This is a genomic window from Streptomyces sp. ID05-26A (genome assembly GCF_033794685.1).
Classification (GTDB): domain Bacteria; phylum Actinomycetota; class Actinomycetes; order Mycobacteriales; family Pseudonocardiaceae; genus Lentzea.
Genome location: NZ_JARAYZ010000004.1, coordinates 1 through 22359, shown reverse-complemented (window position 1 = coordinate 22359; position 22359 = coordinate 1). Strand labels below are relative to the sequence as shown.

Below are 22359 nucleotides of genomic sequence, written 5' to 3'. Positions count from 1 at the left end.
ACGGAAGACGGGTGGTGCCGTCGTTTGACCGCTTGGACCACGCGGCACCGTCCACCCGACTCCCGGGGTCAGCGTTCGCGCACGAACAGCGCCTGCGCCGTCGCGCCCACCGGCCCCTCCACGTCGTGCACCACGCTGGTCGCGAGCCCCACCCCGTCCGGCCCGATGGTCGTCCGCGCGTCCATCCCCACCCACTCGCCGACGGGGCGGCGGTGCAGGTGGACGGTCAGGTCGGTGTTTATGGCGTACCACTTGCGAATGTCCACACGGGACGAGACGCCGCTCGCCGAGTCGACGACGGCGAACAGGCGTTCCTCCGGTGACGGTTCGGAGCCCTCGACGACGGCCACGCGCGGGCGGGCCCACACCCGGGCGTCGCCCGGCGTGAAGATGCCGCCTGACAGGGAAAGCCATTCGACCGCGGCGAGGTAGCCGCCGCCCCAGTGCTCCGGGATCTCCATCGGCGCGGCCGAGGACGGTGGTGCCAGGGCGGGGACCTCGCCGCCTGCCACGGACGTCGTGTCCGAGCCGGCGATGCGCCACGCCCGCGCCGTCAGCACGGTGCGGCCTTCGCAGGACAGGGAAGCCGCGAGCAGTTCCACCGAGCGGCCGGGGCGTTCGACCGAAGTGGACACCGTCAGGTCGGCCACCGGTACTGGGCCCAGCACGTCGAACGTGACGCGCGCCAATGCGGACGACGGGGTGCCCAGGGCCAGCAGGGTGCGCACCAGCAGTGCGGAGGGCGGGCCCAGGTGCTGGCTGTCCGGGCCCCACGGGCCGACGGTGTGCGGCGTGGAGCGGAACTTGTCGGCGCCCAGGGGCAGGTAGAAGGCCTCCATCAGTCGCGGTCCTGGAGGGGTTCGGTGTCGTCGGGCTCCGGCCAGCCGGGGTAGGGCGGCGGGGTGCCGTCGAACGCCGGGCAGAACGCCTTGTGGTCGCAGTAGTCGCACAGGCGGCCGGGGTTGGGGCGGAAGTCGCCCGTCGGCGCGGCGCGCATGATGGCTTGCCAGATCGCGTCGAGCGTGCGCTCGAAGCGGGCCAGTTCGCCCTCGTCCGGGGTGTAGGCGAGGGCCTGCTGGTCGGCCAGGTACATCAGGCGCAGCTGGCGGGGGACGACGCCGCGCAGCTTCCACAGCACCAGCGCGTAGAACTTCATCTGGAACAACGCCTTCGCCTCGCCCACCTCGCGGGGCGCGGCGCCGGTCTTGTAGTCCACGACGCGGATCTCACCCGTCGGGGCCACGTCCACCCGGTCGATGTAGCCGCGCAGCAGCACGCCGGACGGCAGTTCGGACTCCACCAGGAGTTCGCGCGACTCGGGCTCGAAGCGCGTCGGGTCCTCCAGGCCGAAGTAGCCGTCGAGCAGTTTCGTGGCGGACGCGAGCCACTCCACCTCCTCGGCGCTGCCCGGAACCTCGAACAGGGACGCGAACTCCGGGCGCTCGGCCTTCACGCGCTCCCAGGCCGGCTCGATCATCGAGCGCGCGCGGTCGGGCACGCGCTCGGCGGCGGGCAGCGCGAACAGGTCCTCCAGCACCGCGTGCACCACCGTGCCGCGCACCTGCGCCTTCGTCGGCTTCTCCGGCAGCCGGTCGACCGCGCGGAACCGGTAGAGCAGCGGGCACTGCTTGAAGTCCCCTGCCCGGGAAGGCGAGAGCGCGGGCCTGCGCAACGTGGTGCTCATGGTTCGCACCATAGGACAGGGGTCTGACATTCCCGGACCCGCACCAGACCGCGAGATCACACCACCGGCTCTACAGTGCTTCCGTGGCCGCGCGGATCAGTGATCGAGTGGGCGGCCTGCTGCTGTTCCGGGTGGCGGGCATCCCGGTGTTGCTCGCGCCGTCGTGGTGGATCGGCTCGGCGATCGTGGTGGCGTTCTACGCGCCGTTCGTCGACGACCTGGCCCCCGGCACGCCGCCGGGCGTCGGACTGCTGATGGCCGTGCTGCTCGCCCTCTTCCTGGGGTTGTCGGTGCTCGCGCACGAGCTCGGCCACTGCGTCGCGGCACTGCGGCTGGGCCTGCCGGTCAGGAGACTGCACCTGTTCCTGCTGGGCGGGTCGACCGAGATCATGCGCACCCCCACCAAACCCGGCCACGAGGGTGCCGTCGCCGGTGCCGGGCCGGTCGTGTCCGTCGGGCTGGCGATCGTGTTCGGCCTCGGCGCGATGGTCATGCGGCAGGACGGCGTCGTGTGGGTGCTGGTCTTCCAGCTCGCCGCCGCGAACGCCGCCGTCGCGATCTTCAACCTCCTGCCCGGCCTGCCGCTCGACGGCGGCCGGATCGTCAGGGCCGGCGTGTGGGCCGTGACAGGCCAACGGGCGATGGGCACGCGTGTCGCCGTGGTAGGCGGTATCGCCGTGGCCATCGCACTGGTGGCGTGGGCGCTGTACGGCGTCGCGGAAGGTGCCCAGGACCGTTGGCTGCGCTTCGGCGTGTGCGTCATCACGGCGTGGGGAGTCGTCGCCGGCGCCAGGAGCGAACTGGCGAGCGAGAAGCGTCGTACGTGGCCTGCCGGTCTGACGCTCGCCGACCTGATCCGCCCGGTGCTCCAGCTGCCGGCGGAGAGCCCCGTCGCGGACGCGCTGAGCACCTCGGCCGGACGTGGAGTGGTGCTGGTGCGCGCGGACGGCGTCGCGGCCGGGCTGCTCGACACCGAGGCGGCCGAGAAGCTCGCCGCGTCGAGCCCGTTCGCGCCCGCGGAACAGGCCGCCGAGCCGATCCTGCCCGAGACCGTGCTGCTCTCCGACGAGCCCGGCGAGGAGATCGTCGAACGCGTCCAGGGCACCGCCGCGTGGCAGTTCCTCGTCGTCGACCTGGAGGGCCGCCCGGCGGGTGTGCTGCGCAGGGAGGACCTGCGTGCGGCCATCGAGAAGGGCGTTTGACACCATTGCGCGGTGATTAGCGCAAGTGGACCGTTCCAGCCGGGTGACCGGGTTCAGCTCACCGACCCCAAGGGACGGCACTACACCGTCGTTCTGGAGCCCGGCAAGGAGTACCACACCCACCGCGGCGCCATCCCGCACGACAAGCTGATCGGTCAGCCCGAGGGCTCGGTCGTGGCGTCGGTGGGCGGCACGAACTTCCTGGCGCTGCGCCCGCTGCTGCCGGACTACGTGCTGTCGATGCCGCGTGGCGCGCAGGTGATCTACCCGAAGGACGCCGCGCAGATCTGCATGTACGGCGACATCTTCCCGGGCGCGCGCGTGCTGGAGGCGGGCGCGGGCTCCGGTGCGTTGTCGTGCTCGCTGCTGCGCGCGGTGGGGGAGAAGGGCAGCGTCCAGTCCTACGAGGTGCGTGACGACCACGCGGTCCACGCGATCCGCAACGTGGAGACGTTCTTCGGCGAGCGCCCCGGCAACTGGTCGATCACCGTCGACGACGTGAAGAACCACGAGGGCGAGGTCGACCGGGTCATCCTCGACATGCTCTCGCCGTGGGAGGTCCTTCCCACGATCGCGAAGAACCTCATCCCGGGCGGCGTCCTCGTCGTCTACGTCGCCACCACCACGCAGCTCTCCGTGGTCACCGAGGCGCTGCGGGAGATGACGTGCTTCACCGAGCCGCACGCGTGGGAGACGCTCGTGCGCCCGTGGCACGTCGTCGGTCTCGCCGTGCGTCCGGAGCACCGGATGATCGGGCACACCGCGTTCCTGCTGACCACGCGCAGGCTCGCGGAGGGCGTGACGGCGCCCCGGCCGCAGCGCCGTCCCAGCAAGGGCTGATCCGCCAACGCCGAGGGGCCCGCACTTCAGTGAAGTGCGGGCCCCTCGGCGTCAGGTCAGTTGCCTTCGAGCTTGTCGATGCCGCAGACCTTCCAGTCGCCGCCTTCTTTGGTCAGCTTGTAGATGATCGCGCCGGACGCGACCTTGCCCGGGTTGGCCGGGTCCTGCAGGCCGGTGAGGGTCTGCTTGAACGTGCCGGTGCTGCCCGACGTCTTGACCTCCGTGACGGTGGCCTTGATGCTCGGGTTCGCCGGGGCGGACTGCTTCTTGAGCTTGGGGAACTCAGCCGAGCACACGATGTCCTTGACGTCGTCCGGGGTGCTGTTGCCCGCGTGGACGCCCTTCAGGATCCGCTCGGTGAAGTCCTTGGCGACGTCTTCCGCGTCGCTGTCGCCGCCGCTCGACGAGCTCTTCGACGACGGCGCGGCGGGCTTCGAGCTGCCGCCCGTCGGGTCCGAACTGGCGGCCGTCGGCGCGGCGGTGGTGCTGTCCGACTTGTCGCCGGAGAGCAGGACCACGGCCGTGATGCCGCCGCCGACGAGCACCAGCACACCGACGACGACGCCGATGATGAGGCCGGTGTTGCTCTTCTTCGGCGGAGGGCCGCCGAACCCGCCGGGCTGGCCGAACGGCTGCTGACCGTAGGGCTGCTGGCCGTACTGGCCCTGCTGCTGGCCGTAAGGGCCGGGCTGGCCGTACTGACCCTGCTGGCCTTGCTGCTGGAAGCCGCCGCTCTGCGGTCCCTGCTGACCGAACGGGTCCTGCTGGGGCTGGCCGTACTGGCCGGGCTGCTGGCCGTACCCCGGCTGTGGGGGCTGGCCGGGCTGCTGCCCGTACCCCGGCGGCGGCTGCTGGCCGTAGCCGGGTTGCTGGGGCGGCTGCTGGCCGTAGGGCCCCGGTTGCTGTGGCGGGTAGGTCATCGAAGTTCCCCCGAAGAAGGTGTGCGAATCCGGCTGCAGGTCACTTGGGCGGCTGGACCTGGCCTGCCTCCGCGGCGAGCGTGCAGTACTTCCAGTCGCCGGAGATCTTCTTGAACTTGACCTCGGTGTCCGTGGTCTTGCTCTCGCCGCCGAAGGACATCTCGATCTTGACCTTCACGGTCGCCTGGTCACCGGACACGGTCGCGTCGCCGACCGTCACCTTGGGCTTGAGCGACTTGGCCAGCTCCTCGGCCGCCTTGCGCTGCTCGGCGGGGAGGTCCTTGAACTTCTCCTGCATCGCCTTGGCCTCGTCGATGACCTCCTTGCAGGCGAGCTTCGAGGCCTTGTCGATGTCGTTGTTGATCGCGAAGTACTCCTTCGCGACGTTCTTGACCTCGGCGGCGTCGCCACCGCCGGCGCCGGAGTCCGACGACGAGCTGCTGGAGCTGTTCGAGCTGTCACCCGAGGTCAGGAACACAGCAGTCGCGCCACCGCCGACGAGCACCAGGACGCCGACGAGGACACCGACGATGAGGCCGGTGTTGCTCTTCTTGGGCGGGGGACCGCCGAACCCGCCGGGCTGGCCGAACGGCTGCTGACCGTACTGACCGGGCTGGCCCTGCGGCTGGCCGTAGGGGCCGGGCTGGCCGTACTGGCCCTGCTGCTGGAAGCCGCCGCTCTGCGGTCCCTGCTGGCCGAACGGGTCCTGCTGCGGCTGGCCGTACTGGCCGGGCTGCTGGCCGTAGCTGGGAGGCGGCTGCTGGCCGTAGCCGGGCTGGGGCTGCTGGCCGTGACCCGGCTGCTGCGGCGGCTGCTGCCCGTACGGTCCACCGGGCTGCGGCTGCTGCCCGTAGGGCCCGGGCTGCTGCGGCGGGTAGGTCATCGAAACTCCCCGATTCGGACTAGGTGATCTTTCTCTGGACATTGTGGTGCTTCGCCTGGCGACTCGCGGGCGAATGATGTCTATCGACACGCACGAGTGGTTATGCACACGGTCTGAAGTCGCGCTGGAGTTGCGTTCCGGTCGCGCGAAGGCCGTGTCTGATAACGATTGTGGCAACTCGACCGGAAATCGAGTGCGATGCTCTGCGCTGTCGGGGTGGTGCGCCGGTCGCGTCGGCGGAACCACCCGGTTGGCCGCACGCCGTCCGGTCGGCCCGGAGGCCTGCTCGCGCAGACCCTCCGACGGACACGAACGGGGTGGGTTGCGGTGCGTGACCGCCGAACGGACCAAGCGCTGGTCCACCTGGTGGGACGACGGCGGATCGCCGCCCGTCGCCGGGCCGTGAGCCGTACCAGGCGTGTCCACCGTCGCCCGAGGGTGGTCGCGGAGCGTGGGGGCCGGGTGCCCGCACAGGTGCTCCCATGGCCCTCTCCTCGGACTTCTCGCAGGTCGCTTGGCGTGTCGCGACGCGACTCGCCGGTCGTGGTTTCTGAGACGCACCGTAGCGGGTGGGCGGCCGGACCGGACACCGAGATGGAGCAGTTGACCTCTGTTGGAGGGTTCACCGTTGCACCACACGAGCGAAGATGATGTTGTGAGTACCCCATTTTGTCGGTGATCGCCGGTACCGTAATCGGTACGAACACGGGAGGAGGGTGCCGACATGCAGCACGGTCATCCCGGCAGCCAACCCGATGAGGGTGGCGAGCTGAACCAGGGCAACAATTCTGCTGAGCTGACTGCGCAGATCAGGTTCCTCGAGGACGAGATCGCGTCGTTGCGTCGCAAGCTGACCGAGTCCCCGCGGCACACGCGGTTGCTCGAGCAGCGCTTGGCTGAGGCGACAGAGCGCGTCAGCCAGCTGACCGAGCGAAACACGAAGCTCATAGACACCCTCCGCGAAGCACGAAGCCAGCTGCTCGCGCTACGTGAGGAAGTCGACCGGCTGGCGCAACCGCCCAGCGGGTACGGCGTCTTCATGGCACGTTTCGACGACGGAACCGTCGACGTCTTCACGTCCGGCCGCAGGATGCGCGTAGCCGTGTCCCCCGCGGTCGAGCCGGAGAAGATCGCCTACGGCCAGTCCGTCCGTCTGAACGAGGCGCTCACGGTCGTCGAGGCCGGCGGGTTCGAGCGTTCCGGTGAGGTCTGCTCTCTGCGGGAGGTGCTGACCGACGACGACGGTCTGGACACCATCTCGCGTGCGCTGGTCGTCGGCCACGCGGACGAGGAGAGGGTGGTTTGGCTCGCCCAGCCGCTGCTCGACTCGCCGCTGAAGCCCGGCGACTCGCTGCTGGTCGACTCGAAGGCGGGTTTCGCCTACGAACGGGTCCCCAAGGCCGAGGTCGAGGACCTCGTGCTCGAGGAGGTCCCGGACATCGACTACAGCGACATCGGTGGCCTCTCCCGGCAGATCGAGCAGATCCGCGACGCCGTGGAGCTGCCGTTCCTGCACGCCGACCTGTTCCGCGAGTACGAGCTGCGCCCGCCCAAGGGCGTGCTGCTCTACGGCCCTCCCGGTTGCGGCAAGACGCTCATCGCCAAGGCGGTGGCGAACTCCCTGGCCAAGAAGGTGCGGGAGATCCGCGGCGAGACCGACAAGCAGGCCAAGTCCTACTTCCTCAACATCAAGGGCCCCGAGCTCCTCAACAAGTTCGTCGGTGAGACCGAGCGGCACATCCGCCTGATCTTCCAGCGGGCTCGTGAGAAGGCGTCCGACGGCACCCCCGTGATCGTGTTCTTCGACGAGATGGACTCGATCTTCCGCACCCGTGGTTCGGGTGTGTCGTCCGACGTCGAGACGACGATCGTGCCCCAGCTCCTCGCCGAGATCGACGGCGTCGAGGGCCTGGAGAACGTCATCGTCATCGGCGCCTCCAACCGCGAGGACATGATCGACCCGGCGATCCTCCGCCCGGGCCGGCTCGACGTGAAGATCAAGATCGAGCGGCCCGACGCCGAGGGCGCGAAGGACATCTTCAACAAGTACCTGACGCCCAACCTCCCGCTGCACGCCGACGACCTCGCCGAGTTCGGCGGGGACCCGAAGGCCTGCATCGAGGGCATGGTGCAGCACACCGTGGAGCGCATGTACGAGGAGTCCGAGGACAACCGGTTCCTGGAGGTCACCTACGCGAACGGTGACAAGGAGGTCCTGTACTTCCGGGACTTCAACTCCGGCGCCATGATCCAGAACATCGTCGACAGGGCGAAGAAGGCAGCGATCAAGTCGCTGCTGGACACCAAGCAGCCCGGACTCTCCGTCCGGCACCTGCAGGCCGCCATCCTCGACGAGTTCGCCGAGAACGAGGACCTGCCGAACACGACGAACCCGGACGACTGGGCTCGCATCTCGGGCAAGAAGGGCGAGCGGATCGTCTACATCCGCACGCTCGTCACCGGGAAGAACCAGGACGCCGGCCGCGCGATCGACACGGCCACGAACACCGGCACGTACCTGTAAGGCTGTTTCACCGAACCGCCCCGGTCGCTTCTCGCGGCCGGGGCGGTTCGCGTTCCCGGCTACTTGAGCAGCCGGAAGCCGGGCTGCGCGACCCACGCCCTGAGGAACTCCGCCGTCCCGAGCGCCGTCGGGTACGTGCCCGCAGTGACACCGAGAACGCCCGGCAACCCGGTGACCACCTGCCCAGCCAGGAGTTCTGCGCTGGCCACGCCGCCGACGACGTCCATGATCGCTGCGGTGAGCAGCGCTGCGGCGATGTGGTCGGAGTGGGCGTTGCAGCCCGCGCTGATGTTCACGGCCTGGACCGGCTTGAAGCCGAGCACCTCCTCGACCTCGTGCTCGTCGGCGTGCTCCGCCTCGAAGACGTCGTCGCCCTGCCGAAGGAGGTGGATCAGGAACGGGCGCGCTTCGTCGTGCCCCAGGGAGATGCTGACGTCGAAGAACCAGGCGCGCGGCCGCTCGAAGCGCGTGGTGTGCCGGCGCACGAACGCCTCCAACTCGCGCAGCGCGGTCTCGGACAGGGGTTCCGCCAGTTCGACCACCAGCGTCGGGCCGGGCATCAGCGCACCAGGCCGGACTCGTAGGCCGCGATCACCAGCTGCGCCCGGTCGCGGGCGTGCAGCTTCGCCAGCAGGTTCCCGATGTGCGTCTTCACCGTGCCGGGACTGACGTGCAGCTCGGCCATGATCTCGGCATTGGACAGCCCCCGCGCGATCAGCAGCAGGACCTCCCTCTCCCGCTCCGTCACCCGTTCCAGCCCGCGCACCACCGGCGCGGCAGGCTGCCGGACGAACTCCGAGATCAGCCGCCGTGTGACGGTCGGCGACAGCAGCGACTCACCCGACGCCACCACGCGGATCGCTGCCAGCAACTCGGCGGGCGGCGTGTCCTTCAGCAGGAAACCCGACGCACCGGCCCGCAACGCCCCGAAGACGTACTCGTCGAGGTCGAACGTCGTCAGCACCAGCACACGCGGGCCGTCCAGCAGCCTGGTGGCCTCGATGCCGTCCATCTCGGGCATGCGGATGTCCATCAGCACGACGTCGGGCTCCAGGGAGGCGGCCAGCGCGACCGCCTCGGCGCCGGTGCCCGCCTCGCCCACCACGGTGAGGTCCGGTTCGTTGTCGACCAGCAACCGGAAGCTGGCGCGCAGCAACGCCTGGTCGTCGGCGATCAGCACGCGGGTCATCGGTGCGGCAGTTCCGCGACGACCCGGAAACCACCGTCGGGACCGGGGCCCGCGGTGAACGTGCCGCCGTAGACGGCCACGCGTTCGCGCATGCCGATCAAGCCGTGTCCCACTCCGAGCTCCCTCACCCCAGGCCCGTCGTCCGCCACGTCGACGCGGACGGCTTCCGGTGTCACGTCTACCAGGACGGTGCACGACGCGGGGGCTGCGTGCTTCACGACGTTCGTCAGCGCCTCCTGCACGATCCGGTACGCCGAGAGTCCGATGCCCTCCGGTACGGCGGTGTCGCCGCGCACCTCCAGGGTCACGCGCACGCCCGCCAGCGAGGCTCGGTCGGCCAGTTCGGGCAGCCCGTCGAGGCCGGGGGAGGGACGGAGGTCGGCGTCGGCGCGCAGCACGCCCAGAAGGCCGCGCATCTCCGTGAGTGCCGCACGGCTCGTTTCCGAGATGACCTGCAACGCCTCGTAGGCGTGCTCGGGTGACCGCACGTGTGCGGCGTTGCCTGCCTGCACGGCGATCAACGACAGGTTGTGCGCCACCACGTCGTGCAGTTCACGGGCGATGCGCAGGCGTTCGTCGGCCAGCGCCTGCTCGGCCTGCTGGGTCGTCTCCCGCTCGAGCATCGACCGGCGCAGCCGGGTGGTGTAGCCGATCACCCACACCGCGCCGAGCACCGCGAAACCGACCAGCAGGGTCTCCGGTTCGCCTCCGGAGACGCCGGAGGTGGCGATGACGGAGGCGACCAGGCCGGCGAGTGACCACGCTTGGGGGCGTTCCACCGACACGGTGTAGAGCGCGAAGCAGATCGCGCCGACCGGGGCACCGAGCGCCTGGACCGGGAGCAACTGGCCGATCACCACGGCCACCGTCGCGAGCGTGGTGATCACCAGCGTGGTCACCGGCCACAGGCGGCGCACCGCGACGGGCAGCGCGACCAGTGCGGCGCCCGGCAGCACCAGCCACCACGGCTTGTCCTGGTTCTCCACCATGGCGTAGCCGACGAGGATGCCGATCACCACGGCGGCGGCCAGGTCGACCAGGTAGAGGTGCAGTCTCGCGATCACGGCGTCGACGGTAACGAGTGCGGTGCCCGGCTGCCTCGGACCTGGGTCCGATTCCGGAACTCGGACCTGCGGCCGATCCGCCGCGAGCCCGGACGCGCGAACGTCTTCGGCATGATCGAGGTGCGGAACCTGACGAAGAGATACGGGGACACGACAGCGGTCGAGGACCTGTCGTTCACCGTCCACCCCGGACTGGTGACGGGCTTCCTCGGCCCGAACGGGGCCGGCAAGTCCACGACGATGCGGATGATCCTCGGCCTGGACCGGCCCACCAGCGGCGAGGCGCTGATCGACGGCAAGCGCTACCAGGACCTGGACCAGCCGTTGCGACACGTCGGCGCGTTGCTCGACCCCGCAGCCGTGCACCGGGGCCGCAGGGCGCTTGACCACCTGCGCTGGATCGCCGCCAGCAACGGCATCAGCCACGAACGTGCGGTCGAGCTGCTGGAGCAGGTCGGGCTGGGAGGTGTGCGGCACAAGCGGATCAGGGCGTTGTCGCTCGGCATGAAGCAACGGCTGGGCGTCGCGGCGGCGTTGCTGGGGGACCCGCGGGTGCTGATGTTCGACGAGCCGGTCAACGGGCTCGACCCCGAGGGCGTGCGGTGGATCCGGGATCTCATGCGCGGGCTCGCGAAGGAGGGGCGGACGGTCTTCGTCTCCAGCCACCTGATGAGCGAGATGGCGCTGACCGCCGACCACGTCGTGATCGTCGCAAGAGGACAGCTGGTCAAGGAGACGCCGATGGAGGCGTTGACCCGCAACGGTTCGCTGGAGGACGCCTACCTCGAACTCACCTCCGGGAGGGGACTGTGAAGAACGCGCTGGCCGCGGAGTGGCTGAAGCTCCGGACCGTCCGGGCGCCGTACGGGCTGCTCGCCGCCGTCGGCCTGATGATCGTGTTCGGCGCGATGATCTCGTTCCTGATGGTGCGGGACTACGACACGTCGCCGGCCGCCGAGCAGGCCAGGTTCGCCTCGGCCGACTTCAGCGTGGTGATCACGCCGGTCGTCCAGTTCCTCGTCGCCGCGCTCGGCGCGTTGATCGCGACCTCCGACCCGAGGCTCACCGCGCTGACCGCCGTGCCGGACCGCAAACGCCTGCTGGCGGCCAAGACCGCGCTCGCCGCCGTCGTGGCCGTGGTGGTCGGCGGCGTGACGCTCGCGCTGAGCGTCGGCATCAGCCGGCTGATCATGGGGGACCGGCCCGCGCCGATCGCACCCTGGGAGGGCCTCGGCGACGCGCTGCCGTGGGCGGGCGCGGCGGTGCTGTCGATCCTGGTGACGGGCCTGTTCGGCCTCGGCCTCGGGCTGGCGGTCCGGTCGACCGCGGTCACGGTCGTGATCATGGGCGTCCTGCTGTGGGGATTGCCCGCCGTCACGCCGATGCTGCCGGAGCCCTGGAACACGGACGCTTCCGCGGTGATGGTGCCGTACCTGGTGTGGGAGGTCGCGGGTGTTGTCAACGACCCGCCGCTGAGTCCATCGGCCGCCGTTGCAGTTTTGGGGCTTTACGTACTGGTGACGCTGGGTACCGGAACTGTGACTCTTCTGCGACGAGACGCTTGACTCGCTCTGGGGGCCGACCTATGGTCATCTATACCTTTAATCGGTAAGGAAACTTACCTAACAAATCCGCCGCCGGCAGTCCGAGAGGAGACGCTGTATGTCCTGGCAGAAGTCTGTGGTGGCGCTCGCCGCGGCACTCGTGCTCCCGTTGACCGGTGTGATGGCGGGCAGTTCGGTCGCCGACGCTCCCCGGGGCACCTTCGCCGCCGCCGCGCTGCCGCCGGGTTCGCCCGCGGCGGTCAACGGTCAGCTCAAGGTGTGCGGCGTCAAGCTGTGCAACAAGAACGGCAAGCAGATCCAGTTGCGCGGCATGAGCACGCACGGCATCCAGTGGTACTCCCAGTGCGTGAAGACCGCGTCCCTGGACGCGCTCGCGAACGACTGGAAGGCCGACGTCCTCCGCATCTCGATGTACATCCAGGAAGGTGGCTACGAGTCGAACCCTCGTAAGTTCACCGACATGGTGCACGGCTACATCGAGGAGGCCACGAAGCGCGGTCTGTACGCGCTCGTCGACTGGCACCAGCTCTCGCCGGGCGACCCGAACCACAACACCGCGCGCGCCAAGACCTTCTTCAAGGAGATCGCGCAGCGGCACAAGGACAAGACGAACATCATCTACGACATCGCCAACGAGCCGAACGGCGTGACGTGGGCGCGGGTCAAGACCTACGCGGAGGCCGTCATCCCGACGATCCGCGCGGAGGACCCGGACAGCCTCGTGCTCGTCGGCACGCACGGCTGGTCGACGTTCGGCCTGTCCGACGGCCGCAACATCAACGAGGTCAGCCAGAACAAGGTCAACGCCTCGAACCTGATGTACACGTTCCACTTCTACGCGAAGGACCACCGCGACTCGTACCTCAACGCGTTGCGCACGGTCTCGAGCCAGGTGCCGGTCTTCGTCACCGAGTTCGGTTCGCAGGAGGCCTCCGGTGACGGTCCGAACGACTTCACCATGGCGAACAAGTTCATCTCGTTCATGAAGGAGGCGAAGATCTCCTGGACGAACTGGAACTTCTCCGACGACCACCGCACGGGTGCGGTGTTCAACGGCGGCACCTGCTCCGGCAGCAACTTCGCCGGTGAGGGTGTGCTGAAGGAGTCCGGCAAGTGGGTGCGCAACCACATCCGCACGGCTGACGACTTCTGATCTCCCCGAGCGACCGACCCCGGCGGGTCAGACGAGCGGCGGTCCTTCGGGGCCGCCGCTCTTCGTTGTGCCGCTTGCCCTTTGGTGCAGTTCGGGCTTCGTTCGTTGACCATCTCCCTGTCGTGCGGGAACTTGCGTGTACCGCCGCCGCGATGGTCTAGAGGAGATGCGCGAATGGTTTGGCAGAAGTCTGTCCTGGCACTCGCCGCGGCGGTCGTGCTCCCGTTGAGCGGTCTCGCGGCGAGCACCGCCGCGGCCGCGTTGCCGCCTGGTTCGCCCGCGGCGGTCAACGGTCAGCTCAAGGTCTGCGGCGTCCAGCTGTGCAACAGCAGTGGCAAGGCCATCCAGTTGCGTGGCATGAGCACGCACGGCATCCAGTGGTTCAACGGCTGCAACAAGTCCCAGTGGTGGGACGCGCTGCAGAACGACTGGAAGGCCGACTTCGTCCGCGTCGCGATGTACGTCGCCGCGGAGGAGGGCGGGTACGAGACGAACCCGCGCAAGTTCACGGACCTGATGCACAGCTACATCGAGGAGGCGACCAGGCGCGGCCTCTACGTGCTGGTCGACTGGCACCAACTCGACCCCGGCGACCCGAACGTCTACACGGCCAAGGCGAAGACGTTCTTCAAGGAGATCGCGCAGCGGCACAAGGACAAGACGAACATCATCTACGACATCGCCAACGAGCCGAACAACGTGTCGTGGGCGAGGATCAAGTCCTATGCGGAGCAGATGGTCCCGGTCATCCGCGCGGAGGACCCGGACAGCCTGATCATCTCCGGCACGAACAGCTGGTCGACGTTCGGGCACTCCGAGAAGCAGGACCCGGCGGTCGTGCTGAACAACAAGGTCAACGCGACGAACTTCATGTACTCGTTCCACTTCTACGCCAACGAGCACCGGGACTCGCACCTCGCCGTCCTGGACCAGGTGTCGAGCAAGGTGCCCGTCTTCGTCACGGAGTTCGGCACGCAGGAGGCGTCCGGTGACGGCCCGAACGACTTCACCATGTCGCAGAAGTACGTCGACCTGATGGCCCGCAAGAAGATCTCCTGGGCGAACTGGAACTTCTCCGACGACAAGCGGTCCGGCGCGGTGTTCAAGCAGGGCACGTGCTCGGGGACGTCGTTCAGCGGCACGAGCAAGCTGAAGCCGGCGGGAGTCTGGATGCGTGACATCGTGCGCGCGCCCGACCAGTGGTGACCTACCTTTGTCGGCATGGCTCAACTCGCTCTCGGTCTCGCGTCCCTCGGTCGTCCGGCTTACATCAACCTCGGCCGTGAGGGCGCGTTGCCGGCGGTGCGCGACGTGGAGTCCATGCGCGCGCAGTGCCACCTCGTGCTCGACACCGCGTACGAACTGGGCATCCGGTGGGTCGACGCGGCTCGGTCGTACGGGCTGTCGGAGGACTTCCTGTCGTCGTGGCTGCCCGGCCACGACGACGTGACGATCTCCAGCAAGTGGGGCTACGCCTACACCGCGGACTGGCGGCCCGACGCAAAGGTGCACGAGGTCAAGGAGCACTCGCTCGCCCGGTTCACGCGGCAGTGGCAGGAGACCACGGCGCTGCTGCCGCGCGTCGACCTCTACCAGGTGCACTCGCTGACGGCCGACAGCCCGCTCTTCGCCGACCGCGCGCTGCGGGACGCGATGGCCGGGATCGGGGTGCCGCTCGGCTTCTCGACGTCCGGGCCGCGCCAGACCGACGCCATCCGCAAGGCGCTCGACCTCGGCATCTTCCAGTCCGTCCAGTCCACTTGGAACCTGCTCGAGACCTCGGCGGGGGAGGCCCTGCGGGAGGCGCACGACGCCGGGCTCCGGGTGATCGTCAAGGAGGGCGTGGCGAACGGACGGCTCGTCGTCGAGCCGCCGCAAGCGGTTGCGGCACAGGCGAAGGCACTGGGCACCGGGCCGGACGCGGTCGCGCTGGCGGCGATCCTGCGGCAGCCGTTCGTGGACGTGGTGCTGTCCGGTGCGGCGAGCCCGGAGCAGCTGCGATCCAATGTGGACGCGCTGCGGATCGACGTCGACCTGCCCGACCTGGCCGAGCCCGCCGAGCAGTACTGGAAAATCCGTTCCGGCCTCACCTGGAACTAGTGGTGCGACCCAGAACGTCGGCGAGGTGATCCACGCTCAGCAGGGCGCCTCGCGGCGCCGCCCCCACGCCCACGTGCAACCAGTACGAGGACGTGGGGGCGACACCACGATGCGCCCGTCTGACCGCGAATTCCCCCGGCAACGTTCCGGGCCACACCACTAGTTACCGTGACGCCGTGAGCGACGCACCCCTCCCGGCTTTCGACCCTCCCTACTACGCGGCGATCTTCACGACCGTGCGGACCCAGGACCAGCACGGCTACGCCGAGACCAACGCGCGCATGGAGGAGCTGGTGCGCGACATCCCCGGCTACCTCGGGATGGATCACGCGCAGAACCCCGGCGGGCTCGGCATCACCGTCGGCTACTTCCGCGACGCCGAGGCCCTCACGCGGTGGCGGACCGACGCCGAGCACCAGGTCGCGCAGAAACGCGGCCGGGACCACTGGTACGAGAGCTACACCCTGCACATCGCGAAGGTGGAGCGCAGCCACGGGTTCACGCGTTCCTAGCGAGCCACTCCCGGCCGATCGCGCGGCCGTCCGGCACGAGCGGCCAGCCCGGGTCCTCGATCCTGCCGCGCAGCTCCGTCGCGTCCATCCACCCGCCCCAGGCGACCTCCTCGGGCTGGTGGGTGAACGGGCCGTCGCTGCGCGTCTCGTAGATCCACGCGTGGTAGCGCGTCTGCTCGTCGACGTAGGTGGTCCGGAAGAGCGGTGTCAGCGGGGTCTCGACGCCGAGTTCCTCGCGCAGTTCGCGAACCGCCGCCACGTCCGGGGTCTCGCCCGCGTCGATCACGCCGCCCGCCGAGAAGTCGTACAGGCCGGGGAAGATGTCCTTGGTGTCGGTGCGGCGGTGCACGTAGACCCGCTCGCCGTCGGTGGAGAACACCACGGTCAGGACACAGCCGTGCCAGAGGTTCTCGGCCCGCATCCGCTCGCGGGTCACCTCGCCGATGACGTTCGCGGCCTCGTCGTAGAGGTTGATCATCCCCGTGTCCTCCTGTGGTCGTACGCGAGCTTGCTACCCCAGTCCGACGCCCGCTGATCGCCTTCCTTCCTACCTTCGTGAACGTCAGACGTCACCGAGGAGGATTCGTGTCCACTTCCCTGCGGCTCGGCGTCGCCGAGTTCCGCGCCCGGCCGGGCCGCGCGCTGCTGCCCGGCGTCGCGCTCGTCGTCGGCGTGGCCTGCCTGCTGGCCGCCCTGGTGCTGAGCGACGCGCTCACCAAGTCGGTCGACGAGGGCGCGCCCCTCACACCGTCGTCGGTGAGCCACGTGGTGGACACCAAACCGGCCGAGTACGGCACACCCGAGACGGACCGCGCCAAGCTGGACGGCGCGTTGCTGGCCAAGCTCTCCGGCGTCGGCAGGGCCGTGCCCGTGCAGCTGGCGCAGGCGGACCTGCTGGACGCCAACGGCCGTGCGGGGGAGCACCGGGCCGAGGTGCACGTCCAGCAACCGGACCTGGTGCGCTGGCCGCTGGCCGAGGGGAAGGCGCCGGCCTCCGACGGAGAGGTCGCCGTCGACAAGATCACCGCTTACGAGCGCGGCCTGAAGCCCGGCGACCGGATCAAGCTCGCCGCCGCGGACGGCAAGCCCGTCGAGGTGACCGTCAGCGGGGTCATGAAGAAGGGCGGGCTCGACGCGCGGCCGGTCCTGGTCGCCGGTCCCGATCTCGCGAAGAAGCTCGACCCGGAGCCGTTCACCAAGGAGATCTGGGTGATCGGCGGTGCGCGGGACGCCGTCAAGGCCGCCGCGGGCGCGTCCTACGTCGTGTGGGACCCGGCGCCGGACGCCGACAGCATCGGCAACGAACTGACGTTCATCCTGCTGCCTTTCAGCGTGCTCGCACTGGCCACCGCGGTGTTCGTCGCGGCCGCCACGTTCCGCGCGGTCTACGCGCAGCGGCAGCGGCAGACGGCGCTGCTGCGCTGCATCGGCGCCCAGCGCGGGCCGTTGGTGCGCAGGAGTCTGTTCGAGGCTCTCGTGACGGGTGCGCTGGCAGGGGTCGCCGGTGCGTTGCTCGGCGGGCCGATGGCGTGGCTGCTGGCCAGGACGTTCGACGTCACCGGCATCTCGGTGTTGTTCGGCGCGGTGGAGCTCAGCCCCGACCTGCTGCCGTCGCTCGGGTACGTGATCCTCGGAGTCGTCGTCGCCGCGGTCCTGAGCGTCATGGCGGCTGTCCGTCCCGCGATCAACGCCGCGCGCGTCTCGCCGTTGGCCGCCCTGCGTGACGCGGAGAACGAGGTTCCCCCTCGGTCCGTGCGTCGCCTTCGGCTGGTGTTCGGCGTTCTGTTCACTGGTGGCGCCGCGTTGCTCGCGATGGCGGCCATCGCCGCCAAGGGCACCTCCGCCGCCCCGCTCGCCGTCACGTTCTCCGCCATCGCCGCGGTGACCGGCCTGTTCTGGATCCTCGGCCCGGTTACGGTCCCGCTCATCGCGCGGCTGTTCGGCCGGATCGGCGGTACCCAATGGAAGCTCGCCGGTGCCGAGGTGCGCCGGATGCCCCAGCGGTCGGCCTCGGTGGCACTGCCGCTGCTGCTGGCCAGCTCGATGGTCACCTTCTTCCTGGTCGTGCTCGGCGGGGCGGAGGAGCTGACGTTCCAGTACGCCAACGAGGAGCGCCCCGACGCGACCGTGGTGGACGCGGGCGACCGGCCGCTGCCGGAGATCCCGGCCCAGGCGGGCGTGGCCGCGAGCGTCGTGCTGCACAAGACCGGGGACGGCGCCGCGAGCGTGGACCCCGACCAGTTCCGGACCTGGCTCAAGGCGCAGAACGTGTCCGGCGCCGAGCAGCTCGTCGCCGGCACCGCGATCGTGCCGCCGCACTGGGAGGACCGGCCGTTCGTCGAGGCCGACGGCAAGCAGTACAAGGTGGTCGGCACGGTTCCGGGCAGCATCACGGGCTACACGCCGATCATCGCCGGCGCCACGTCCGGACCGGCGGACAAGGTGCTGGTCGCGCTGAAGCCCGGCGTCGACCCCGCCCAGTTCCGCTCCGAGCTGCAGTCCGCGCTGCCGAACAACCCGACCGTGATCGTGCGGACCGACGCGGACGAACGGGCCGAGGCCGCTCGGTACATGCACCTGGGCACCGTGCTGATGATGGTGCTCCTCGGACTGTCCGTGGCGGTCGCCGTGACCGGTATCGGCACCGCGCTGACCATCTCCGTGCAGGAACGCCGCAAGGAGCTCGCGCTCCGGCGCGCCCTGGGCGTCACCCAGGGCGGGCTGCAGGGCGGGGTCATCGCCGAAGCGGTCATGTTGGCCCTGGTCGGCGTCATCGGTGGAGGCGCGCTCGGGTTCGCCTACGCGGAGGTCGCGTTTCTCTCGATCGGCGTCCCGCTGACCCTTCCCGGCCTCAAGGTCGTGTTGCCGCTGGTCACAGGCGCGGCGATCGTGGTCGTGCTCGCCGTGGCCGCCGCTTTCGGGCCTTCTCGCGGCGCTTCGAGGATCCGGCCTGCAGCCGGACTGGCATCCGGGTGAATAGGGTGAGGGGAGCTTCACCGCGAAGCTCCCCTCACGCTTCAGTCGGGGTCAGGTCATAAGGTGTTGCGTATGCGGCGGATCATGGGAACCGAGGTCGAGTACGGCATCTCAGTGCCGGGCGACGCGACCGCGAACCCGGTGCTCACTTCGACACAGGTGGTTCTTGCGTACGCGGCGGCGGCGGACATACCGCGCGCCCGGCGGGCGCGCTGGGACTACGAGGTGGAGTCACCACTGCGCGACGCGCGCGGGTTCGACCTGGGCTCGCCCGGTGGGCACCCCGCCGACTCCGACGTCGAGGACCTGGGCGCGGCGAACGTCATCCTCACCAACGGCGCGCGGCTCTACGTCGACCACGCGCACCCCGAGTACTCGGCACCCGAGGTCACCAACGCGCGCGACGCGGTGATCTGGGACAAGGCCGGGGAGCGGATCATGGAGGAGGCCGCGATCAAGGCCGCCTCCGTGCCCGGCCAGCCCCGCCTGCAGCTGTACAAGAACAACGTCGACGGCAAGGGCGCGTCGTACGGCACGCACGAGAACTACCTGATGCAGCGGTCGACGCCGTTCACGGCCGTCATCGCGGGCCTCACGCCGTTCTTCGCGTCGCGCCAGGTCATCACGGGGTCCGGCCGCGTGGGCATCGGGCAGTCCGGCGAGGAGGCCGGCTTCCAGCTCTCGCAGCGCTCCGACTACATCGAGGTCGAGGTCGGCCTCGAGACGACGCTCAAGCGCGGGATCATCAACACGCGCGACGAGCCGCACGCGGACGCGGACAAGTACCGCCGCCTGCACGTCATCATCGGCGACGCGAACCTGGCCGAGTACTCCACGTTCCTCAAGGTCGGCACCGCGTCCCTGGTCCTCGACATGATCGAGGCCGGGCAGCGGTTCGACGACCTGCGGATGGTCGACCCGGTGCGCGCGGTGCACCAGATCAGCCACGACCCGACGCTCAAGACCAAGGTCGAGATGACCGGCGGGCGCAAGTTCACCGGCCTCGACGTGCAGTTCGCCTACCACGAGCGCGCACTGGCGTTCGTCGAGAAGGAGGGCGTCGGCGACCGCGAGGTCCTGCGGATCTGGGGCGAGGTGCTCGAGGCGCTCGCCCGTGACCCGGCGGAGTGCGCCGACCGGCTCGACTGGGTCGCGAAGCTGCGGCTGCTCGAGGGCTACCGGCAGCGCGACGGCCTGGAGTGGGGTGCGGCCCGGCTCAACCTGGTCGACCTGCAGTACTCCGACGTCCGCCTGGACAAGGGCCTCTACAACCGCCTCGTCGCGCGCGGCTCGATGAAGCGCCTCGTGAGCGAGGAAGAGGTCCGCGCGGCCATCACCACGCCGCCCGAGGACACGCGTGCGTACTTCCGCGGCCGGTGCCTGGAGCGCTACCCGACCTCGGTCGCGGCCGCCTCGTGGGACTCGGTGATCTTTGATCTCGGTCGAGAATCCCTCGTGCGAATTCCGACGCTCGAACCGCTTCGCGGGACGAAAGCGCACGTCGGAGCCCTTTTGGAGGCTTCGGACACCGCCGAGCAACTGGTGGACGCGCTGACTCGCGGGTGATCGTCTACCCGAGTGGCTCAGGGTTTTTGTCGGTGCCGCTGGGTAGTGTTCTTGTCAGGCGAGTCAGTGGGAGGCCGAGATGTCCCAGGAACAGAAGCAGCGCCAGGGTGGTGGCGACGGCGACGACGGCGCGGACGACGCTGCCGGAGCAGGTCAGGAACGCCGCGAGAAGCTCGGCGAGGACGTGGACGCGATCCTCGACGAGATCGACGACGTGCTCGAGGAGAACGCGGAGGACTTCGTCCGCGCATACGTGCAGAAGGGCGGTCAGTAGGCCTTCGGGGGCCTGCCGACCACTCCGGGGACGGGAGAACAACCAACACATGGACCACAGCTCGACCGGGCGTTACCCGGCCGCGGCGTTGCCCTCGGCGTACCTCACGCCGGGCTCGTCGTCGTTCACGGACTTCCTGCGGGCACAGGCACCCGACATGCTGCCTAGTGGCCGGAAGCTCCCGGAGGGGACCATCCAGGCCCCGCACGGGACGACGATCGTCGCGGCCACCTACAAGGGTGGTGTCGTGATCGCCGGCGACCGGCGCGCGACGATGGGCAACGTCATCGCGCAGCGCGACATGAAGAAGGTCTTCGTCACCGACGACCACTCGGCCGTCGGCATCGCGGGCACCGCGGGCATCGCGATCGAGATCGTGCGCCTGTACACGGTGGAGCTGCGCCACTACGAGAAGATCGAGGGCGTGCCGCTGTCTCTCGACGGCAAGGCGAACCGCCTCTCGGCGATGATCAGGGGCAACCTCGACGCGGCCATGGCCGGCCTCGCCGTGGTGCCCCTGTTCGCCGGGTACGACACCTCGGCCACCGACTCGGACCGCGCCGGCCGCATCGTGTCCTACGACGTCACCGGCGGCCGCTACGAGGAGTCGCAGGGCTACCAGGCCGTCGGCTCGGGCTCGCTCTTCGCGAAGTCGGCCCTCAAGAAGCTCTACGACCCGGACGCCGACGTCGAGGCCGCCATCCGCTCCGTGGTGGAGGCCCTGTACGACGCGGCCGACGACGACTCGGCGACAGGTGGCCCGGACCCGGTCCGCCGCCTCTACCCGATCGTGGTCACGATCAACGGCGTCGACGGCGCCGTCGAGGTACCGGAATCGCAGGTCGCCACGATCGCCGACGCGGTCGTCGAAGGCCGCCGAGCCCGGCCCGCAGGCTGAGTCCCCCACACGTTCGACGTCAGGAGCACCACCCATGACGATGCCGCTGTACGCATCGGCAGAGCAGGTGATGCGCGACCGCTCGGAGTACGCCCGCAAGGGCATCGCCAGGGGTCGCAGCGTCATCGTGCTGAAGTACGCCGACGGGATTCTGTTCGTCGCGGAGAACCCGTCCAGCACGCTGCACAAGGTCTCGGAGATCTACGACCGCATCGGGTTCGCCGCCGTGGGGCGGTACAGCGAGTTCGAGAACCTTCGGCAGGCCGGGATCCGGTTCGCTGACGTCCGGGGGTATCAGAACGATCCCCGGGACGTGACCTCGCGGTCGTTGGCGAACGTTTACGCGACCACGTTGGGCACCTACTTCACCGAGCAGATCAAGCCGTTTGAGGTGGAGATCGCGGTGGCTGAGGTCGGGGATGTCGCTGGGTCTGACACGTTGTACCGGTTGACCTATGACGGGTCCATCGTGGACGAGCCCCAGTTCATCGTGATGGGTGGCACCGTTGATGCTGCCAACACCGCGTTGAAGGAGGCTTTTGCTGACGGGCTTTCGTTGGCTGAGGCTGTTCCTCTTGCGGTGAAGGCTTTGTCTGCTGGGTCACTGTCCACGGGGGCTGGGTCGGCTGAGTTGCTTCCGGCTGCGAAGTTGGAGGTTGCTGTGTTGGAGAGGGCTCGGCCTCGTCGGGCGTTCCGGCGGATTGCCGGGGGTGCATTGGATTCGCTCATGCCTGCTCCTGCCAAGGGTGGGAAGGCTGTTGAGGATGTTGAGTTGCCTGCTTCGGAGGATGACTCGAAGTAGGGTGGTTTTGCGGAGGCCCCTGGCTTTGGCTGGGGGTCTTTTGCTTTGTCGTGATCTTGGTTGGTGGTCGCGTTGTGTTCCGTGGCCTGGCGGGTGGTCGCCTTGCGTTCCGCGACCTTGCGGGTGGTCGCCTTGCGAGTGGCGGGTTGCTGTTGCGTGCTTCCCCTGGGGGCGCTGCCCCCAGACCCCCGGCAATCTGATCAGGGG

Annotated in this window: 21 protein-coding genes and 1 pseudogene; 14 read left to right on the top strand and 8 right to left on the bottom strand. The window is 69.3% G+C overall.

All coding sequences use genetic code 11. The annotated features are described in order from the left end of the window. Positions 1-68 precede the first annotated feature (68 nt). Both PV646_RS31280 and PV646_RS31275 read right to left on the bottom strand, forming a co-directional pair. The gene (locus PV646_RS31280) at positions 69-839 is read right to left on the bottom strand and encodes a thioesterase family protein (RefSeq protein WP_500345901.1); all 771 of its coding nucleotides are present in this window, start codon (positions 837-839) and stop codon (positions 69-71) included. Continuing rightward, a complete protein-coding gene (locus PV646_RS31275) occupies positions 839-1684 on the bottom strand; it encodes a RecB family exonuclease (RefSeq protein WP_500345900.1) in 846 nt (281 codons plus the stop codon). Before PV646_RS31275 ends, PV646_RS31280 begins: the two co-directional genes overlap by 1 nt. A gap of 83 nt (positions 1685-1767) precedes the next feature. Between PV646_RS31275 and PV646_RS31270 the strand changes: the two genes are divergently transcribed. Together PV646_RS31270 and PV646_RS31265 are read left to right on the top strand one after the other, a co-directional pair. Beyond that, positions 1768-2886 carry a site-2 protease family protein gene (locus tag PV646_RS31270; RefSeq protein ID WP_500345899.1) on the top strand — a complete coding sequence of 373 codons (1119 nt, stop codon included), beginning with the start codon at positions 1768-1770 and terminating at the stop codon, positions 2884-2886. A gap of 12 nt (positions 2887-2898) precedes the next feature. After that, positions 2899-3726, top strand: coding sequence for a tRNA (adenine-N1)-methyltransferase (locus PV646_RS31265; protein WP_500345898.1), 828 nt, complete (start codon positions 2899-2901; stop codon positions 3724-3726). Positions 3727-3782: 56 nt separating this feature from the next. Here PV646_RS31265 and PV646_RS31260 read toward each other — a convergent pair whose 3' ends face one another. Then, complete coding sequence (locus PV646_RS31260) at positions 3783-4646, bottom strand: hypothetical protein (RefSeq protein ID WP_500345897.1); 864 nt, start codon at positions 4644-4646, stop codon at positions 3783-3785. A 40-nt stretch (positions 4647-4686) separates the two neighbouring features. Then, a complete protein-coding gene (locus PV646_RS31255) occupies positions 4687-5529 on the bottom strand; it encodes an Rv0361 family membrane protein (RefSeq protein ID WP_500345896.1) in 843 nt (280 codons plus the stop codon). 724 nt (positions 5530-6253) lie between these two features. On the opposite strand from PV646_RS31255, the gene arc reads away from it, so the two are divergent. After that, positions 6254-8053 carry a proteasome ATPase gene (gene arc, locus PV646_RS31250; protein WP_093587965.1) on the top strand — a complete coding sequence of 600 codons (1800 nt, stop codon included), beginning with the start codon at positions 6254-6256 and terminating at the stop codon, positions 8051-8053. A 59-nt stretch (positions 8054-8112) separates the two neighbouring features. Here the strand turns inward: arc and PV646_RS31245 are convergent, their stop codons facing one another. Genes PV646_RS31245 through PV646_RS31235 form a run of 3 tightly spaced genes read right to left on the bottom strand, consistent with a single transcriptional unit; the run spans position 8113 to position 10306 of the window. Further along, positions 8113-8613, bottom strand: coding sequence for a DUF6368 family protein (locus PV646_RS31245; RefSeq protein ID WP_500345895.1), 501 nt, complete (start codon positions 8611-8613; stop codon positions 8113-8115). Further along, positions 8613-9242, bottom strand: a complete 630-nt coding sequence (locus PV646_RS31240; RefSeq protein ID WP_500345894.1) for a response regulator — start codon at positions 9240-9242, stop codon at positions 8613-8615. The genes PV646_RS31245 and PV646_RS31240 overlap by 1 nt, the downstream gene beginning before the upstream one ends. Next, positions 9239-10306: a sensor histidine kinase gene (locus tag PV646_RS31235; RefSeq protein WP_500345893.1), complete on the bottom strand. Its 1068-nt coding sequence runs from the start codon at positions 10304-10306 to the stop codon at positions 9239-9241. The genes PV646_RS31240 and PV646_RS31235 overlap by 4 nt, the downstream gene beginning before the upstream one ends. Before the next feature lie 111 nt (positions 10307-10417). On the opposite strand from PV646_RS31235, the pseudogene PV646_RS31230 reads away from it, so the two are divergent. From PV646_RS31230 to PV646_RS31205, 6 genes and pseudogenes are all read left to right on the top strand, one after another. Continuing rightward, positions 10418-11074, top strand: a pseudogene (locus PV646_RS31230) (ABC transporter ATP-binding protein); the annotation flags it as partial. 41 nt (positions 11075-11115) lie between these two features. Beyond that, complete coding sequence (locus PV646_RS31225) at positions 11116-11871, top strand: hypothetical protein (RefSeq protein ID WP_500345892.1); 756 nt, start codon at positions 11116-11118, stop codon at positions 11869-11871. A gap of 97 nt (positions 11872-11968) precedes the next feature. Then, entirely contained in the window at positions 11969-13024 is a 1056-nt protein-coding gene (locus PV646_RS31220; RefSeq protein WP_500345891.1) for a glycoside hydrolase family 5 protein, read from the top strand. Between the two features lie 174 nt (positions 13025-13198). Beyond that, positions 13199-14230: a glycoside hydrolase family 5 protein gene (locus PV646_RS31215; RefSeq protein WP_500345890.1), complete on the top strand. Its 1032-nt coding sequence runs from the start codon at positions 13199-13201 to the stop codon at positions 14228-14230. A gap of 15 nt (positions 14231-14245) precedes the next feature. After that, on the top strand, positions 14246-15124 hold the full coding sequence (locus tag PV646_RS31210) for an aldo/keto reductase (RefSeq protein WP_500345889.1): 879 nt from the start codon (positions 14246-14248) through the stop codon (positions 15122-15124). A gap of 176 nt (positions 15125-15300) precedes the next feature. Continuing rightward, entirely contained in the window at positions 15301-15636 is a 336-nt protein-coding gene (locus tag PV646_RS31205; protein ID WP_500345888.1) for an antibiotic biosynthesis monooxygenase family protein, read from the top strand. Here PV646_RS31205 and PV646_RS31200 read toward each other — a convergent pair. Further along, positions 15623-16114, bottom strand: a complete 492-nt coding sequence (locus PV646_RS31200; RefSeq protein WP_500345887.1) for an NUDIX hydrolase — start codon at positions 16112-16114, stop codon at positions 15623-15625. The genes PV646_RS31205 and PV646_RS31200 overlap by 14 nt on opposite strands. Before the next feature lie 107 nt (positions 16115-16221). Here PV646_RS31200 and PV646_RS31195 point away from each other — a divergent pair, with 107 nt between their 5' ends. The 5 genes from PV646_RS31195 (at position 16222) to prcA (ending at position 22152) form a co-directional block, all read left to right on the top strand. Further along, positions 16222-18612, top strand: coding sequence for an FtsX-like permease family protein (locus tag PV646_RS31195; RefSeq protein ID WP_500345886.1), 2391 nt, complete (start codon positions 16222-16224; stop codon positions 18610-18612). Positions 18613-18678: 66 nt separating this feature from the next. Then, positions 18679-20178: a depupylase/deamidase Dop gene (dop, locus tag PV646_RS31190; RefSeq protein WP_500346503.1), complete on the top strand. Its 1500-nt coding sequence runs from the start codon at positions 18679-18681 to the stop codon at positions 20176-20178. A gap of 79 nt (positions 20179-20257) precedes the next feature. Further along, positions 20258-20452 (top strand): ubiquitin-like protein Pup, encoded by a 195-nt coding sequence (locus PV646_RS31185; RefSeq protein WP_030471529.1) that lies wholly within the window; start codon positions 20258-20260, stop codon positions 20450-20452. Positions 20453-20501: 49 nt separating this feature from the next. Then, positions 20502-21350 (top strand): proteasome subunit beta, encoded by an 849-nt coding sequence (gene prcB / locus PV646_RS31180; RefSeq protein ID WP_500345885.1) that lies wholly within the window; start codon positions 20502-20504, stop codon positions 21348-21350. A 34-nt stretch (positions 21351-21384) separates the two neighbouring features. Continuing rightward, a complete protein-coding gene (prcA, locus tag PV646_RS31175) occupies positions 21385-22152 on the top strand; it encodes a proteasome subunit alpha (protein WP_500345884.1) in 768 nt (255 codons plus the stop codon). Positions 22153-22359: the final 207 nt, after the last annotated feature.